Genomic DNA, 15196 nt, shown 5'->3' on the forward strand with positions numbered 1-15196 from the left:
ACAGCCCTGTCTACGGACAAACTCCACCCGCCCCGGTAAGCACGACGGCAGACCCACCGAAGCGCTGCCCCGGCCGGCGGAAAGCCTCCCGCAGGCGTAGCACCGGTTTCCGCTACGACAAGGGGCAGCCGCTACGCGGATCCACGCAGCGGGCGCCCGAAATCGGTGCGGAAAACCGAAACTGCACGACGGCGGGGGCGGCCGGACGCGCGTATCGGACCGTTGCGTCAGCACCCGCGCCGCCGTCGGGCGTAAGCTCGACCCATGGCGAGATACTTCGATGTGCACCCCGACAACCCCCAGGCGCGCTCCATCAGCCAGGCGGTGGAAATCCTGCGCTCCGGCGGCCTGATCGCCTATCCCACCGATTCCTGCTATGCCCTGGGCGCCCAACTGGGTAACCGGGAGGCCCTGGACCGGATCAGGAACATCCGCCACCTCGACAACAAACACCACTTCACCTTGGTCTGCAAGGACTTCGCGCAGTTGGGCCAGTTTGTCCAGATCGACAACGACGTCTTCCGCAGTATCAAGGCCGTCACGCCAGGCAGCTACACGTTCATCCTCCCCGCCACCCGGGAGGTCCCCAAACGCCTGTTGCACCCGAAGAAGAAGACGGTCGGCGTGCGCATCCCCGACCACCCCGTGGTCCAGGCACTGCTGGCCGAGCTCGGCGAGCCGCTGCTGTCCAGCACGCTGCTGCTCCCGGATGAGGACGAGCCGCTGACGCAGGGGTGGGAGATTAAGGAGCGGCTGGATCACGTCGTAGACGCCGTGATCGATTCCGGCGACTGCGGGGCCGAGCCGACCACGGTCATCGACTTCTCAAGTGGTGTCGCCGAAGTCGTCCGCCGCGGCATGGGCGACGCTTCCCGCTTCGAGTAGGGAGCGGCCCCGGCCGCGCTACCGCTGTACGGTCGGGGCCGTGTTGCCGGGGAGTGCCGGCTAGGCGGATTCCGCCTCGCGTGCCTGCCGGTTCCGCAGCCAACGGCGGACGAGATCGACGGCGGCGACGAGCCCCGCGAGGGGCGACAGTACCGCTGCGGCGTAGACGAACAGCAGCCAGGTCAGGGTGGTCACCGGAGACTGGCGGGTACTTAGGAGGGACAGTCCGCCGAAAAGGCCAAGGACCCAGAACAGGATGACCCCGGACAGCACTGCCGCAGCGGGGAAGTACTCGTTCGTGACGACGTTCTTCAAGGTTTCCATGGGCCCTCCTCACACCCGGCGGTCGGACTGCCCGCCAGGGACCTTCCCAGTATGACGCCCGGCACGGCCGGATTTCTCGAGAATCACGGCCACGTGACCAAGCTAACGCCCCGCCCCGGTTGCGGCGGCCGCGGGTGCGCAAAATATGGCGCGTCCGGGCGCCCCGGGGCGTCCCTCGTCAAGGAGTTAGACCGCGGCCCGGACGCGCTGGAGAAAGGAATCGAGCACCCGTCCGGCGTTCTCATGCATGCGCCGCGACTCCGCCGGCGGCAGTTGCCGGCCCTTGGGCCCGTTCAGCCGCTCGCCCAGAAAAAGCAGGGCCGCCAGTACCTCCGAGAGCTCGGAGTTGCTTTCGGCGCGCTGCCGCAGGAGCCTCAGATGAGCCTCCTGCAACGCAGGGCCCGGCGCGCAGCCGAGGTCGCGGTCGAAGAGGCGGCGGCAGCGGTCGTACGCCGCGAGTCCTTCGGCGGGCAGGCCGGCCTGCTCATAGGACGTCACCAGCACCGTCCAGGCCCGTTCGTTGAGCGGCTCGGCACGGATGGCCGCCTGGACCAGGTTGACGGCGTCGTCCGGCTTGTCCAGCGAGGCGGCCGTTTCTGCGGCAAAGATTTGCAGCGCGACTTTTTCTGCCGCATGGCGGCTGCGCGCCTCCTCTGCCCAATCGGAGGCAAGTTCGAACCCCAGCAGGGGCTCGGCACAAATGTCGAGGGCCTCGAGCAGCAGCGGATACGCCTCGTCAGGAGGCAGCTCTCCGGCGTCGCGGACCAGTCCACGGAACCGGAACAGGTCCAGATCCACCAGTGTGGGATCCAGGACGTAGCCGCTGTTGGCGGTGCGGAGCGGACCGGTCTTGGTCTGGCCGGGCTGGATGGCACGCCGTATGCCGCTGATGTAGCTCTCCAGTGTGGCCACGGAACCGTCGCTGGCTGCCGCGCCCCAGAGAAGATCGATCAGGCGGGTTTTAGACACGGGCGTTCCGAGGTTCAGGAGGAGGATTTCCAGTATGTGGCGGGGTTTGCAGCCCCCCATGTCGGCGGCCGTGAGGGCTACGCCGTCACGGCGTACTTCGAATGATCCGAACAATCGGACCGAAATGGAGGGTGTTGGTCCCGTTAGGCTTTCCACGATGCTCTCCGATTTCCCCAGGTAAAACGAACTCAATCGTCTGCGAAGAGCCGGATCAACATCGAGACCAGGCCGTACTGAGACTCTGTTCCCTCCGGCTTTCCAATGTCACCGTGACACGCCTGGCTGGGCGCAACAAGGCATGCCGCTACCCGATCTTTCGGCCGAAGAAAGACGCGTACAGGCATCAGTACCGCCAAGTAAGGCCGCGCGATGGCAGGCAGGTGTTTCCGGCGCAAAACAAGTAATTCCGCGGGCCTCCGTCGAACGCAGACAAGTAGTTCGCGGGACGCCTCAGTGGGGCAGAATTTCGGCTCGAGCCGGCTCATTCTGTCGTGAAATGCCACCCGATCAGGGCAGGATTATTCCCTATTGGTTCTCGGTCATCTCGGCGGGTACGGCAACCACACGCAGCTCAGTGCCGTCGCGAAGCACCGCAAGATCCAGCGGCTCGCCGATTGCCTCGGCAAAGAGCAGTTTCTGTAGGCTCTCAGCGTTGGACACAGACACCTGCCCGACCTTCAGGAGGATGTCGCCGGCGCGGAGTCCGGCGCGTTCGGCGGGCGAGCCGGGAAGGACTTCCACCACGAGCAGACCCTGTCTGCGGCCTGTCCGGACGACGGCGCTTGGCTGCAGCTGGACCGGCGTGTTCACCAGGCCAAGATAGGCCCGGCGGACACGGCCGTCCTTGAGCAGCGACGCGATGATCCGACGGGACGTGGCGTTGATGGGAACAGCCAGGCCCAGGCCTACTCCGGCGACGGCCGTGTTGATTCCGACGATCCGCCCGCGGGCGTCGGCCAGCGCCCCTCCGGAGCTGCCGGGGTTGAGGGCTGCATCGGTCTGGATGACGTCCTCGATTACGCGCCGGTTCCGTCCGGACCAGACGGGGATAGACCGGCCAAGCCCGCTGACCACCCCGGCCGTGACCGACCCCGAAAGTCCGAGCGGATTGCCCACGGCGATCACGAGTTGCCCGACCCGGAGCGATTCGGCGTCGCCCATGTCGGCCGGCGCCGCCGTGGGCGCCCGGCCGTGGACCACGGCGAGATCGGATAGCGGGTCGGCACCCACCACCTCGACGGCGGTGCTCGTGCCGTCGGCAAAGACTGCGTGTCCGGATGCGGCGCCGCCCACCACATGGGCGTTGGTGAGAAGGTACCCGTCCGAGGTGAACAGGACGGCGGAACCGGCGCCGCCCGTGCGCCTGCCGGCGCGCCCGGTGCCGGTCATTTCGAGCGCTGCAACAAGGGGCGTGACGGCCGCGGCGACGCGGATGACCGTGGCGGAATAGGAATCCAGCGGGTCCGCGGACATCTCGGATCCGAACGCCCCGGGTCCGGACGCTTCAGGTCCGGGCACCCTGCTCACGGCTGCGGCCATTGTGCACCTCCTGCTCACCGGTACTCATCCAAGTCAACCACCGCGGCCCGGGGAGTAGTCCTGAGGTGGCTACGCCGTCAGAGAAATGCGACGAATCCGGGCCCGTTGGCGGTGCAACAGTTCGGCCGGGCGCGGATCCACGGCTAGGCTCGGACGTAGATCCGCCCGACAGCCCAGGAGAACCTACGTGATACCAGCGTCCGCTTCCCCCGCTTCGCTGCCCTTGCCGGGTCTGACCTGGGGCATCAAGCGCAGCTTTATTGATTACATTTCGGGGCTCCCTGACGGAGCCGTTTCCGCGGCGGACGGCGCCACCGTGACCGCGTCCGGAGAGTTCTGTTTCGCCCCGGACGGCGCCGAGTACGATCCCGCCAGCGGCACGGGTGTGCTGCGGTTCCGCGGCGACGTCCGCGTCGCCGGCCACCACGGGATGATGTTTGTCCGGCTGCTGGATCCCTGGGTCGAATTCGCGGCCGGGCACGGGGTCCTGTCCATCAGCACCGGCGACGGCGGCGGGCAGGAGCGCACCGATGTCGGTACCCTGCGCACCGCTGCGCCCCGCAACATGGAGGGATTTCTGGTCTGGGAGCGCGTCGACGTCGCTATCTCCCAGTCGGGCTCGGAACTGTTCGACGGCCAGTACGCCGACGGCCAGGCCATGGACCCGCTGGTCATCCGGGTGCCGGCCTAACCACAACGCCCCTGCGCGGGCTTCAGCGGGGCATGCTTCAGCGGGGCCGGGCGGGCCGCACCCTCACCGGCGCAAGGACACGGATGAGGGCGACGGCGGTAATGGACCCTGCGGCCATGATCGAGGCGAGCACGACGATCTGGAAGCGGCCCGCTTCCAAGGGTGACAGTCCCCCGAAGATCGCGCCGACGAAAGCCCCCGGGAGGGTGACCAGGCCGGTCGTCTTCGTCTGGTCGGTCGATGGGATGAGTGCCGAATAGACCGCACGCCGGGCCAGTTCCAGCGTCGATTGGCGCCGCGTCGCGCCCAACGCCAGCCAGGCTTCGACTTCATCCCAGCGCTCGTTCACTGCCTCGGCGAAATGCCGGCCCGCCAGTGTGGCAATCGTCATCGCGTTGCCGATCACGATCCCTCCGATGGCCAGGGCATACCGGGGAGTGAAGGCGATCGCGCCCGTGCCGAAATCGATTGCCAGGGTCACCAGGATGCCGGCGGCCATCGCGCCGCCGACGACGCCCAGCCGGCTCCAGGACCAGCCGAGGCGCCGTGCGGCCGTCACCGCTGCCACCGTAAACATCACGAGAAGCGCAGCGCCGACCCACACGGGACTGGTGATGATTCCACCGAGTATCAGGCTGATGACGGCCAGCTGAGCGGCTCCACGGAGGATGGCCAGCGCGGGCGCGGCGCTGTGCGGGATCCGGGCAGCCGCCAGCAGCCCGACAGTGACCACCATCAGGAGCCCGACGCACAGCAACGTCGGCAGGAGGGCGGCGGGCTCGGTCATCTGGCCAGCCTATAGACCCAGCCCGTGGCGGCCACCTCCGGAGGGGTCGCACGAGCGTGCCGAAACACGGCCCTTGTGCTTGGGCACGGGTCCGTCCGTCTGCAAGGATGTGACATGTCGTGGCGCCGCCGAGGGCCGCAGTTCGTCGAAGGAGACCCTCCATGGTTGAACCGGCCGTTTTGGATCACGAGGCGCGCCAGCATGTGCTCAGCGTCCTGGCCTCGGACCCGGGAGTCGCCTGGGAGGACCCGGACCGGGCCGTCTTCGAAGAACGCTTCGACCGCCATTTCCCGGTACTGCTCCGGCTCTTCCAGGATCTTTACGGCGCACGGCCCGATTGGCTGGACCAGCTCACGGAGCTCGTGCTGCAGTCCGCCCGGTCGTGGGCCGGGAGGCCGGCCGATCTCAAGGCCCTCGACGCTGAACGAGAGCACAACAGCGGCTGGTTCCAGGCCAACACCATGCTCGGCGGCGTCTGCTATGTCGACCGGTACGCCGAGGACCTGGAGGGCGTCCGCGCCCGGATCCCCTACTTCAAGGAACTCGGCCTCACCTATCTGCACCTCATGCCGCTGTTCCTGGCACCCGAACCGCATTCCGACGGCGGCTACGCCGTCTCCAGTTACCGGCAGGTCAACCCCAAGCTGGGCACCATGCAGCAGCTGCGCGACCTCGCCGCCGAGCTGCGGGCCAACGGCATCAGCCTGGTGGTCGATTTCATCTTCAACCACACCTCCGACGAACACGAATGGGCCCGGAAAGCGGCCGAAGGTGAGGCGGGGTACAGCGACTTCTACTGGATCTACCCGGACCGGACAATGCCGGACGCGTTTGAGCAGAACGTCCGCGAAATCTTCCCGGACGACCACCCCGGATCTTTCATTGAAATGCCGGACGGGCGCTGGGTCTGGGCCACTTTCCACACGTTCCAATGGGATCTGAACTACGCCAACCCGGCCGTCTTCCGGGCCATGGCCGGTGAGATGCTCTTCCTGGCCAACCAGGGCGTGGATATTCTCCGGATGGACGCCGTCGCCTTCATTTGGAAGCAGCTCGGCACGCCCTGCGAGAACCTGCCGGAAGCCCACACGCTGCTTCAGGCGTTCAATGCCGTGTGCCGGCTGGCCGCGCCGTCATTGCTGTTCAAATCCGAGGCGATCGTCCACCCCGATGAGGTGGCACGGTACATCGACCCCGCCGAGTGCCAACTCTCCTACAATCCCCTCCAGATGGCGCTGATCTGGGAGTCGCTGGCCACCCGCGACGTGTCGCTGCTTTCGCAGGCCCTGGACCGGCGGCACAACCTCCCGGCCGGCACGTCCTGGGTGAACTATGTCCGCAGCCACGACGACATCGGCTGGACGTTCGCGGATGAAGACGCAGCTGAACTCGGCATCAACGGCTTCGACCACCGGCGCTTCCTCAATGCCTTCTACGTCAACCGCTTTCCCGGAAGCTTCGCCCGCGGTGTGCCGTTCCAGGACAACCCCCGCACCGGCGACTGCCGGATTTCCGGCACGACGGCGTCCCTGTGCGGGCTTGAGGACGGAACAGTGGCTGCGGTGGAGCGAATTCTGCTGGCCCATTCGGTAGCTTTCAGCACCGGCGGGATCCCGCTGCTCTATCTCGGCGACGAGGTCGGCCAGCTCAATGACTACCAGTATGACCTCGAGGCAGGGCATGGAGCGGACAGCCGGTGGGTGCACCGGCCGCACTACCCGGCTGCGGACTACGCGCTGCGCGCGGACCCGGAAACTCCGGCCGGGGCGGTCTACGCGGGGCTGCGCCGGATGGTTTCCGCGCGGTCCGCGACGCCGGAACTCGCCGGCACCCGGCTGATCGGGTTCGCCACGAACAATCCGGGCGTCCTGGGGTACCAGCGCCCCGGAGCCGAAACACTGATTCTGGTGCTGGCCAACTTCAGCGACGGGCCGCAGGAGGTGTCATCGGTGACGCTGTCCGGCTTCACGGGGGACGCCGTCGACGTCCTGACCGGCGCCAAGGTGCGCATCGACACCGGAATCGTCCTGGACCCGCGGCAATTTGTCTGGCTCCGCGTGGCTGCCAGGTCGTGAGGTCCGCGCCCGCCACACATCGCTTCGCGGGTGCGACCGGTCCGGCGGGCCGCCGGCGGCGGCGCTGTTCGTAAAAGGAGCCTGGCCGGCCGCACGCTGGTTGAGGAGAGCATGCGGCCGGAATCTATGGAGGCGGCTGGCGCCCCGGGTCCTGTTCTTACTGTCCCCCATGCTGCTGAGAAGAGGCTGAGAGCGGCGCCCTGCCCGGCAATGTGGCCGGATCGCTTGTCCCCTGGTTGTCCGGAGCCGCACGGTGCCGCATTCTTGGACCATGGCACCGAGCAAGCAGGCCGCGCGCGGCACCCCCGGACCGGACGCGAGCCGTTGGGGCGCGACGCGCTGGGGCGTACGAAAGCGATCGACGGCCGCCGCCGTCGGCGTTGTGGCCTTGGCACTTTTGCTCGGGGGCCTCGTCCTACTGGTGTTGCTACACACATCCCTGAGCAGGGCCACCGAAGCCACAGCACGGCAGAAGGCGCTGGACGTGATCGCCGAAATGGCGGATCAAGACATCGAGGACGCCAGGACCTACATCGTGGGTACCTCACATGCGGGCCAGTTCGTCCAGTTGCTTGACGCTGCCGGGATCGTCGTGGCCGCCTCGGATCCCGTGGTCGCCAGTATCCCGCTGTCTGCCCAGCGGCCCGGCCCGGGCCAGATCATGATCCAGGACGTCTCCGGCCTGCCCCGCATTGACGACAACGACAACTACCATATCGTCACCGTCGGCGCTGGTTCCGGTTCCAAGAAGTACGCGGTGGTCGTGGCCCAGGCGTCGCAGATTCAGGCGGACACGATCTCGACGGTGGCGTGGTTCATGCTGGGGGCCACGCCGGTGCTGCTGCTCACCGTGGCAGCATCCGTGTGGCTGCTGGTGGGTCGCTCCCTTCGCCAGGTGGAACGGATCCGGGGCCAGGTGGCGCGTATCAATGCAGGGCGGCTGGACGGGCGCGTCGATGTGCCGCCGACCAACGATGAAGTCCGGGCCCTGGCATTGACCATGAACACGATGCTGGACCGGCTGGAAGCTTCGGACACTGAACAGCGCCGGTTTGTCTCGGACGCCAGCCACGAACTGCGCAGCCCGTTGGCCACGCTCAAAGCGGGAATCGAGATCGCGGCGGCAGACCCCACCGGGGCCATGTGGCTGCACATGAAAGATGTCCTCGCCGAAGAGACGAACCGCATGAGCTTCCTCGTGGAGGACCTGCTGACGTTGGCTAAAGCAAGTGACGGCGGCCTGAAAGTGGAACAAAAGGACGTGGACCTTGACGACGTCGTGGACCAGGAGATCCGCCGGCTGCGGTCGACCAGCCGCCACCAGGTTTCAGTGGACCTCGTCCCGGCACGGATCCGCGGCGACGGCCGCCGGCTGGCCCAGGTGCTGCGGAACGTCTTGGACAACGCCGATCGCCATGCCCTGTCCCGGATCGCCGTGGACCTGCACACCACCGGAGACCGGGCGGTCATCACGGTAGAGAACGACGGCGACCCCATTCCCGAGGCTGACCGGGACCGGATCTTCGAACGCTTTGTCCGGCTCGACGGCAGCCGCTCCCGGGACGGCGGGGGCAGCGGGCTGGGATTGGCCATCGCGGCGGAGATTGTGGCCGCCCATCACGGGACCATCCGTCCCGCCGACGCACCGCCGGGGCTCTGCCGTTTTGAGATTGCCCTTCCCAGCCCGGAACCTGCCGGGGAGTCAGCCCTCAGTCTCCGCGACTCCGGACGGCAGGAGACGACTCAGGGGTCGGGTCGGCTTTGAGCAGATAGCCCATGCCGCGCACGGTGGCCAGTGTGTGGAGATCGAAGGGGGCATCGATCTTGCGCCGGAGGTAGCTGACGTAGACCTCCACAACGTTGTCCGCGCCCTCGAACGCCGGGTCCCAGACGTTTTGCAGGATCTCCACCTTGGAGACGATCTGGCCGTGCCGTCGCATCAGGTACTGGAGGAGCCCGTACTCCCTGGCCGTGAGGCTGATGACGGTTTCCCCTCGGCGGACGCTGCGGTTAACGGGATCAAGCGTCAGCGTGCCCACCGTCATGACGACGGGCCGGGCCGGTGCTCCGCGGCGGATCAGCGCCCTGATCCGGGCCACGAGCACCAGGAAGCTGAATGGCTTCGTGAGATAGTCGTCCGCTCCCAGGTCAAAGGCATCGGTCTGGTCGTATTCGCCATCCTTGGCCGTGAGCATCAGGACGGGAGCCCAGACTTTACGCTGCCGCAGTTCTTTGAGGACGTCATAGCCGTTCATCCGCGGCAGCATGAGGTCCAGGAGGATCGCATCGTACGGATTCTCGAGCGCTGCCAGGAGTCCGGAGACGCCGTCGTGGGCGACGTCGACGACGAACCCTTCGTTCTTCAGCCCGCGGCGGACCGTTTCCGCAAGTGCGCGCTCATCCTCAACCATCAGAATCCGCAATCCAGGACCCCTCTCTTTGAGAGAAGTATGGACCTTCGCGGGCAGGTCTGGGTGGAGAATCCTGCGTGTCCCGGCGCACGCCTGGGCACGCGCGCGATACGAGCCGTCGCCCGCTAGGCCGGCCGGGCCGGCCCGAACAGCCAACCTGACACGTCGCTGCGCAGAATCACGTGCGGGCCTCCGGTGGAACTGACGCTCCCGTTGGGGACGTAGTAGCCGCGCCCGGCCCCGGGACCGCCTGCCGCGCGATCGAGGGCATCGGTAAGGCGTCGGGTCAGGTGCCCGTTGGGACCGAGGGACCGCAATTCGTCGAGTTCGTCCGGCGTGAGCCGTCCCAGCACTGCAGCGATGTCGGCCATGGTAAATCCCTCCCGGCGGATGAAGCGGATGGTGCCCGTGCTGGATGGTCCCTAAGGATTCAGGCTAGGGCACGCAAATGAACGGCACATGACGCCAGTGTGACCAGTAGCGAACGAAGTGGAAGGGCCGCGGGGCAGGCTGCTTCCGCCGGGTGTCACGAGCGTCACTGCCGCGACTCCCCCTGTCCCCAGCATTCACCCGGTGTAATGCTGTACCGTTCAATCCCGGAGATCCGTCAGAGGCTCCCGATCACACACCCAGCAACGGAAATGAGTACCACCAGGTGGCAACCGATTATGACGAAGTACGCTCCGACGTTGCGGAATCTCGTAACGCTTCCCTCGAGGCTCTCCGTTCGGCGAACGCGCCCGATGCGCGGAGCGTCGTCCGCGAGCTCGACGAGGCCGATACCTCCGAGGGCGTAGAGCTCCCGGGTGCGGACTTGTCCGGCGAGGAGCTGACCGTCACGGTCATCCCGCAGAAAGAGGATGAGTTCACCTGCTATTCCTGTTTCCTCGTCCGGCACCGGTCCCAGCTCGCCAAGGAGAAGGACGGGCACGCGTACTGCGCGGACTGCCTCAGCTAACCCCCGGCGAGACAGCGCGTGACCGTGACGGTCGTCCTCCCACTGCACTTCTGTCACACGCTTCACAATAGTGTCAGGAAGCCGCCGGACATGACCCGTCGGGGCGCCTTCGGCTACGCTCCTGATTGACGATGCGGCGAGTGCCGGCACGTGGCCGGAGGCTGACCCCATGAGTGACTCCAACAGCAAGTTGGCGGACCCAACTGTTGCGTCGCCGGCGAACGCCGCTGCCACCACGCCGGGGCCTTCCGGCGGCGCTGCCGTGGCCGCCGCGGGACGCACCGGCCGTCGAAGGCGCCGCCGTCGGCCCGCCCGCACCGGGAGCCTGAAGCGCGAATGGTCCCGGGCGTTCATGCTGATGCTGCTGGCCCTGCTCGCCGGGGCCGCGGCAACCGTGGTGGGCGTGCGTGTTGTCACGGATCAGATCCAGCGGGCCGCCGCCCAGCACCGCGTCGAGTCCGAAGCGATCGCCGAGTTGCGGACCGATCTTGACGCCCACGAACAAGCCGGTCTGCAACTGTTGTCCTCGGCGCCCGTAGATAGCTCGGCCTTCCTGCAGCAGCAAGAGGATATCTCCGCCCGGTTCGATGCGGCCTCGGTGATGCTGCCGGACGAACACGGCATGCGGTCCACACTCCGCGAGGCTCGCGCTTCGTGGCAGGAGGGACTGTCGGCGCACGGTCTCTGGGGCAGCCAGGTGTCCGTCCTGCACGGCAACCACGTGGCTGAGGTCCCGGCATTCGCCGCCTCCGGGACCACGGCGCGCGCGCTGCTGGCCGACATCCGTCGCGCCTCCCTGGACGCGCTCGACGACGGCGTCGCCTATGGCGCCCAGCTCCAGCAGATGGTGGTGGCCGGCCGGACGGCTCTCTTTGCGCTGGCCGCTGTCGGCGTGTTCTACTTCCGACGCCGGATGACCAAATACCTGATGCGCCCCATCGAGGGGTTGTACCAGGGGGTCCTGAAGCTGCAGGGCGGCGACTACAGCCACAGGATCACCGTTGTCCGCAATGACGAGCTGGGCCAGTTGGCGGAGGCCTTCAATTCCATGGCCGCCACGGTGCACGACAGCCACTTGGAACTGACTTTCCGGGCCACGCATGATCCCCTCACGGGGCTGGCCAACCGGGCGGTCGTCACCGAACGCCTCGCTGCCGCGTTTGGCCCGGACATCAACAATGCGGACTCCAAGAATGCGGACGCCCGGAACGTTCACACGGACAATGCACGCACCGGGCATGGGGGCCGGCACGAGGGCCTGTTGATCATCGACGTCGACGACTTCAAGGATGTCAACGACTCACTCGGCCATGAAGGCGGCGACGCGCTGCTCATTCAGCTCGCCCACCGCTTGCGGAGCTGCGTCCGCGGTCATGACCTCGTCGCCCGGCTGGGCGGCGATGAATTCGCGATCGTCGTCCTGGACGACGCCGGCACGGCCACGGACGACGTCGCCGGACGGATCCAGGATGCCCTGCGGGAGCCGTTCTCGATCGACGAGGTCAGGCTCAAGGTAACGGTCAGCATGGGAGCCGCGCAGCGTACCGCCGCAACAGCGGATCCGGCCGAGCTGATGCGGCAGGCAGACTTCGCCATGTACATGGCCAAGCATGGTGGCAAGGGCCGCTACCAGCTCTTCGATGCACGGGGCTACGACGAAATGACCTACCGCGCCGCCCTCCGGGCCGATCTCGCCACTGCCGTGCAGGCCGGGCAGCTGCGCCTCGATTACCAGCCGGTGGTTGATCTCCGGACCGGCGGGATTGTCGGCGTGGAGGCCCTGGTCCGCTGGGAACACCCGACCCTCGGCCGGCTGTCCCCTGCGGACTTTATCCCCCTGGCGGAGGAAACCGGCGAGATCGGCCCCATCGGCTCCTGGGTGCTCGACACGGCCACCCGGCATGTCGCCGGCTGGCGCCGCTCCCCGGGCACTCCCGCAGACATCTGGGTCTCGGTGAACCTCTCCACGCTGCAGTTGTCCAGCGACAGGAACCTCGCGGCCCTCGAGCGGATCCTGTCCCAGCCCGCCGCCCAGGCCGACAAGGTCATCCTCGAGGTCACCGAATCCGCCCTGGCCACGAGCGCCGATGGCGGGGTGGGCGCCCTCAACCGGCTCAAGAGCTTCGGCGTGCGCATCGCCATCGACGACTTCGGAACCGGGTTCTCGTCGCTGAGCACTCTGGCGGTCCTGCCGGCGGACATCCTCAAGATCGACCGTTCATTCCTCTCCGGACTGCCCGGGGACGCTCCGGCGGCGGCGATGCTTGAGGGCATTCTGGAAGTGGCCCGGAAGCTGAACCTGGCCGTCATCGCCGAAGGCATCGAAGACACCGGGCAGCTCGGTCTCCTGCGCTCGCTCGGCTGCGACATGGGACAGGGCTTCCTCTTGGCCAGTCCCAGCCCGTCCCCTGTGCTTGAGGCACTGCTGACCTCGGGGTCGCGTCTGCAGCCACCGGCCGGCGCGGCAGCATCGGCGGCAGATTTCTAGCGCAGCCCTATCCTTAACCGGCGGGAAAGACCAGCGACGGTTCGTCCGCGGTAGCGAGTGTCAGAACCGCTTCCTCGACTGTTTCGTGGTCCTCGAGTTCGCGTTCAACCCGGCGCAGGGCCACGGCAACATCGTGTTCCCGCTGGTCCCCCTGCATGTCCACTGCCGCCACAACGTAGAGCTTGCGCGGGCCAACGAACTCGAGGTGCAGGTAGGTGATGCGCTCGATCTCCGGGTGTGCAAGGAGCCGCCGGGCCATGCTGTCCTCAATATCGCTGGTCACTGCCTGGCCCACGAGGAAGCGCCGGTTGCGGTCGATGAGCACGACGGCGACTGCCGCCAGCAGGATGCCCACCAGAATGGACCCCACGGCATCCGGCACCGCAGACCCGGTGACCTGGTGCAGGAACATCCCGGCGAAGGCGATGAGCAGGCCGACCAGCGCGGCCGAGTCCTCGGCAAAGACGGCACGCAGGGTGGGATCGGAGCTCTTCAGGACCTGTTCCAGGGTATTCCGGTCCAGCTCGCGCGCGGCCTTCCGGCTCTGCCGGAACGCCTGGGTGAAGGACACGCCCTCGAGGACAAAGGCGACCGCCAGGACCGCGTAGGCGATCGCGTAGTCGCCGGCCGGCTCCGGTGTGAAGAGCTGCTGGATGCCGTGCATCACCGATACGACGGCCCCGGCGGTAAACAGGCCGAAAGCGGCGATCATGGACCACACGTAGGCCTCGCGGCCGTAGCCCATGGGGTGAGACCTGTCCCTCTTCCTTGCGGCCTTCCGCTCTGCGATGAGCAGGAAGACCTGGTTGCCGGTGTCGGCCCAGGAGTGGGCTGCCTCGGCGGTCATGGACGCTGAACCGGAGATGAGCGCGGCCGCGGTCTTGGCTGCCGCAACAAGGATGTTCACGGCAAAGGCAATGAGCACCGTCAACGAAACCGGCCCGGACTTCTTACGCTTCACGCGATCGTGCCTCCTGCGGCGGTTGGAATGCATGCAGTCCCTACGCTATCCCGCCGGCCGGACCCCGGGCAGCATGCCGCGGAGCAGCACGCCGCGGGCGGTGGCGGCCCGGGCACTCCGGCGGCGGTGGCCCGGGTCCATTCGGCAACAATTCATCGGGGCAGGTTCCATTCAGGCCCGGCAGGCGCACAATGAATTCCATACGTAGATTCGCTCATTTCCATTCGGGGTGGTGCGCCATGAAGGCTGGCCGGAAGCTGTCGTCGCTGTGGGTGGTTCTGATCCTGGTCGGAACCGGCGGGTGCGCGGGCGGAGGCGGCATGCCGGCAACGACGTCGGCGCCCGCTTCCGGTTCCAGCTCCGGAGCCAGTCCGACGGCGGCCACCGCCACCGGCACCATCACGATCAAGGACTTCGCCTTCGGCGACCCGCTCACCGTGGCGCCCGGCGCGACGGTCGCCATCACCAATATGGATACCGCTGCGCACACTGTCACGGCCGACGAGGGCACAGCGTTCGATACGGAGGTCAAAGGCGGCGGCGGCACCGCCACCTTCACCGCTCCGACGAAGCCCGGGTCCTACCCCTATCACTGCACTTTCCATCCGGGCATGCACGGGGTGTTGATCGTCAAATGAGCGCCCAAAGCCACCCCGGGCAGTCTGTGGGCGTCCACCGAACCGGCATGACGTTGCGTATCCTCACGGCCGGTGCCTTGTTCATCGACGCCGGCGTCCACATCCATCTGGCCCCGGGCTACCAGGCGGGAAACTCCGCGGGGATCGGCCAGGGCAACCTCTTCCTGCTGGAATCGGCCGCGGCCGTCCTGGCCGGGCTGTTCGTCCTGCTGCGCGGCAGCCGGGCCGCCTACGCCGTCGCGTTCGTCGTTTCGCTCAGTGCCTTCATAGCCGTGGTCCTGTACCGCTACGTGGACATTCCTGCCTTTGGTCCCTTCCCGGCTATGTACGATCCCGTCTGGTTTTTTGAGAAAACGGTGAGTGCGGTGGCCGAAGCCGCCGGAGCCGTCCTGGCTGCCGTCGGCTTCGCCCGGGCCGGGCGCCGGACACCCCGGCGGCCTGCCCGGTCCTCCGCCTGAACAGCGCGGGAG

Annotated in this window: 15 protein-coding genes; 8 read left to right on the forward strand and 7 right to left on the reverse strand. The window is 67.2% G+C overall.

Features of this window, described 5'->3' with window-relative positions; translation table 11 throughout:
* Positions 1–264: 264 nt before the first annotated feature.
* A complete protein-coding gene (locus tag ABD243_RS18400; protein ID WP_116765787.1) occupies positions 265–885 on the forward strand; it encodes an L-threonylcarbamoyladenylate synthase in 621 nt (206 codons plus the stop codon).
* A gap of 60 nt (positions 886–945) precedes the next feature.
* On the opposite strand, the gene ABD243_RS18405 is transcribed toward ABD243_RS18400, so the two are convergent.
* From ABD243_RS18405 to ABD243_RS18415, 3 genes are all read right to left on the reverse strand, one after another.
* Positions 946–1209 (reverse strand): hypothetical protein, encoded by a 264-nt coding sequence (locus tag ABD243_RS18405; protein WP_091248003.1) that lies wholly within the window; start codon positions 1207–1209, stop codon positions 946–948.
* A gap of 186 nt (positions 1210–1395) precedes the next feature.
* Positions 1396–2238 carry an AfsR/SARP family transcriptional regulator gene (locus ABD243_RS18410; protein ID WP_116765917.1) on the reverse strand — a complete coding sequence of 281 codons (843 nt, stop codon included), beginning with the start codon at positions 2236–2238 and terminating at the stop codon, positions 1396–1398.
* A 465-nt stretch (positions 2239–2703) separates the two neighbouring features.
* Positions 2704–3651, reverse strand: coding sequence for a S1C family serine protease (locus ABD243_RS18415; protein ID WP_344368089.1), 948 nt, complete (start codon positions 3649–3651; stop codon positions 2704–2706).
* A gap of 253 nt (positions 3652–3904) precedes the next feature.
* Here ABD243_RS18415 and ABD243_RS18420 point away from each other — a divergent pair, with 253 nt between their 5' ends.
* Positions 3905–4408, forward strand: coding sequence for an HtaA domain-containing protein (locus ABD243_RS18420; protein WP_344367797.1), 504 nt, complete (start codon positions 3905–3907; stop codon positions 4406–4408).
* Between the two features lie 37 nt (positions 4409–4445).
* On the opposite strand, the gene ABD243_RS18425 is transcribed toward ABD243_RS18420, so the two are convergent.
* Positions 4446–5195 (reverse strand): ABC transporter permease, encoded by a 750-nt coding sequence (locus ABD243_RS18425; RefSeq protein ID WP_344367798.1) that lies wholly within the window; start codon positions 5193–5195, stop codon positions 4446–4448.
* 161 nt (positions 5196–5356) lie between these two features.
* Here ABD243_RS18425 and ABD243_RS18430 point away from each other — a divergent pair, with 161 nt between their 5' ends.
* Together ABD243_RS18430 and ABD243_RS18435 are read left to right on the forward strand one after the other, a co-directional pair.
* Positions 5357–7270 carry an amylosucrase gene (locus ABD243_RS18430; protein ID WP_344367799.1) on the forward strand — a complete coding sequence of 638 codons (1914 nt, stop codon included), beginning with the start codon at positions 5357–5359 and terminating at the stop codon, positions 7268–7270.
* 271 nt (positions 7271–7541) lie between these two features.
* Positions 7542–9035, forward strand: a complete 1494-nt coding sequence (locus ABD243_RS18435) for a sensor histidine kinase (RefSeq protein ID WP_344367800.1) — start codon at positions 7542–7544, stop codon at positions 9033–9035.
* Here the strand turns inward: ABD243_RS18435 and ABD243_RS18440 are convergent.
* Both ABD243_RS18440 and ABD243_RS18445 read right to left on the reverse strand, forming a co-directional pair.
* Positions 8980–9693 carry a response regulator transcription factor gene (locus tag ABD243_RS18440; protein WP_116765792.1) on the reverse strand — a complete coding sequence of 238 codons (714 nt, stop codon included), beginning with the start codon at positions 9691–9693 and terminating at the stop codon, positions 8980–8982. The two genes, ABD243_RS18435 and ABD243_RS18440, sit on opposite strands and share 56 nt — an antisense overlap.
* A 113-nt stretch (positions 9694–9806) precedes the next feature.
* Positions 9807–10052, reverse strand: coding sequence for a hypothetical protein (locus tag ABD243_RS18445; RefSeq protein ID WP_116765793.1), 246 nt, complete (start codon positions 10050–10052; stop codon positions 9807–9809).
* Positions 10053–10336: 284 nt separating this feature from the next.
* Here ABD243_RS18445 and ABD243_RS18450 point away from each other — a divergent pair, with 284 nt between their 5' ends.
* Both ABD243_RS18450 and ABD243_RS18455 read left to right on the forward strand, forming a co-directional pair.
* A complete protein-coding gene (locus ABD243_RS18450; protein WP_091248015.1) occupies positions 10337–10639 on the forward strand; it encodes a DUF4193 domain-containing protein in 303 nt (100 codons plus the stop codon).
* 169 nt (positions 10640–10808) lie between these two features.
* Positions 10809–13127 carry a putative bifunctional diguanylate cyclase/phosphodiesterase gene (locus tag ABD243_RS18455; RefSeq protein ID WP_344367802.1) on the forward strand — a complete coding sequence of 773 codons (2319 nt, stop codon included), beginning with the start codon at positions 10809–10811 and terminating at the stop codon, positions 13125–13127.
* 13 nt (positions 13128–13140) lie between these two features.
* On the opposite strand, the gene ABD243_RS18460 is transcribed toward ABD243_RS18455, so the two are convergent.
* Entirely contained in the window at positions 13141–14088 is a 948-nt protein-coding gene (locus ABD243_RS18460; protein WP_344367803.1) for a cation diffusion facilitator family transporter, read from the reverse strand.
* Between the two features lie 239 nt (positions 14089–14327).
* Here ABD243_RS18460 and ABD243_RS18465 point away from each other — a divergent pair, with 239 nt between their 5' ends.
* Positions 14328–14726: a cupredoxin domain-containing protein gene (locus ABD243_RS18465; RefSeq protein WP_344367804.1), complete on the forward strand. Its 399-nt coding sequence runs from the start codon at positions 14328–14330 to the stop codon at positions 14724–14726.
* Between the two features lie 47 nt (positions 14727–14773).
* Complete coding sequence (locus ABD243_RS18470) at positions 14774–15184, forward strand: hypothetical protein (protein ID WP_344367805.1); 411 nt, start codon at positions 14774–14776, stop codon at positions 15182–15184.
* The last annotated feature ends 12 nt before the right edge of the window (positions 15185–15196 follow it).

The sequence above is a fragment of the Arthrobacter humicola genome, assembly GCF_039531445.1.
Lineage (GTDB): Bacteria > Actinomycetota > Actinomycetes > Actinomycetales > Micrococcaceae > Arthrobacter > Arthrobacter humicola.

What these genes read in the sequence shown, in the direction of transcription:
- ABD243_RS18455 (WP_344367802.1), top strand. Translation starts at nt 10,809, where the DNA reads ATGAGTGACTCCAACAGCAAGTTGGCGGACCCAACTGTTGCGTCGCCG.
- ABD243_RS18405 (WP_091248003.1), bottom strand. Translation starts at nt 1,209, where the DNA reads ATGGAAACCTTGAAGAACGTCGTCACGAACGAGTACTTCCCCGCTGCG.
- ABD243_RS18470 (WP_344367805.1), top strand. Translation starts at nt 14,774, where the DNA reads ATGACGTTGCGTATCCTCACGGCCGGTGCCTTGTTCATCGACGCCGGC.
- ABD243_RS18435 (WP_344367800.1), top strand. Translation starts at nt 7,542, where the DNA reads ATGGCACCGAGCAAGCAGGCCGCGCGCGGCACCCCCGGACCGGACGCG.
- ABD243_RS18410 (WP_116765917.1), bottom strand. Translation starts at nt 2,238, where the DNA reads ATGGGGGGCTGCAAACCCCGCCACATACTGGAAATCCTCCTCCTGAAC.
- ABD243_RS18430 (WP_344367799.1), top strand. Translation starts at nt 5,357, where the DNA reads ATGGTTGAACCGGCCGTTTTGGATCACGAGGCGCGCCAGCATGTGCTC.
- ABD243_RS18425 (WP_344367798.1), bottom strand. Translation starts at nt 5,195, where the DNA reads ATGACCGAGCCCGCCGCCCTCCTGCCGACGTTGCTGTGCGTCGGGCTC.
- ABD243_RS18465 (WP_344367804.1), top strand. Translation starts at nt 14,328, where the DNA reads ATGAAGGCTGGCCGGAAGCTGTCGTCGCTGTGGGTGGTTCTGATCCTG.
- ABD243_RS18445 (WP_116765793.1), bottom strand. Translation starts at nt 10,052, where the DNA reads ATGGCCGACATCGCTGCAGTGCTGGGACGGCTCACGCCGGACGAACTC.
- ABD243_RS18415 (WP_344368089.1), bottom strand. Translation starts at nt 3,651, where the DNA reads ATGTCCGCGGACCCGCTGGATTCCTATTCCGCCACGGTCATCCGCGTC.
- ABD243_RS18400 (WP_116765787.1), top strand. Translation starts at nt 265, where the DNA reads ATGGCGAGATACTTCGATGTGCACCCCGACAACCCCCAGGCGCGCTCC.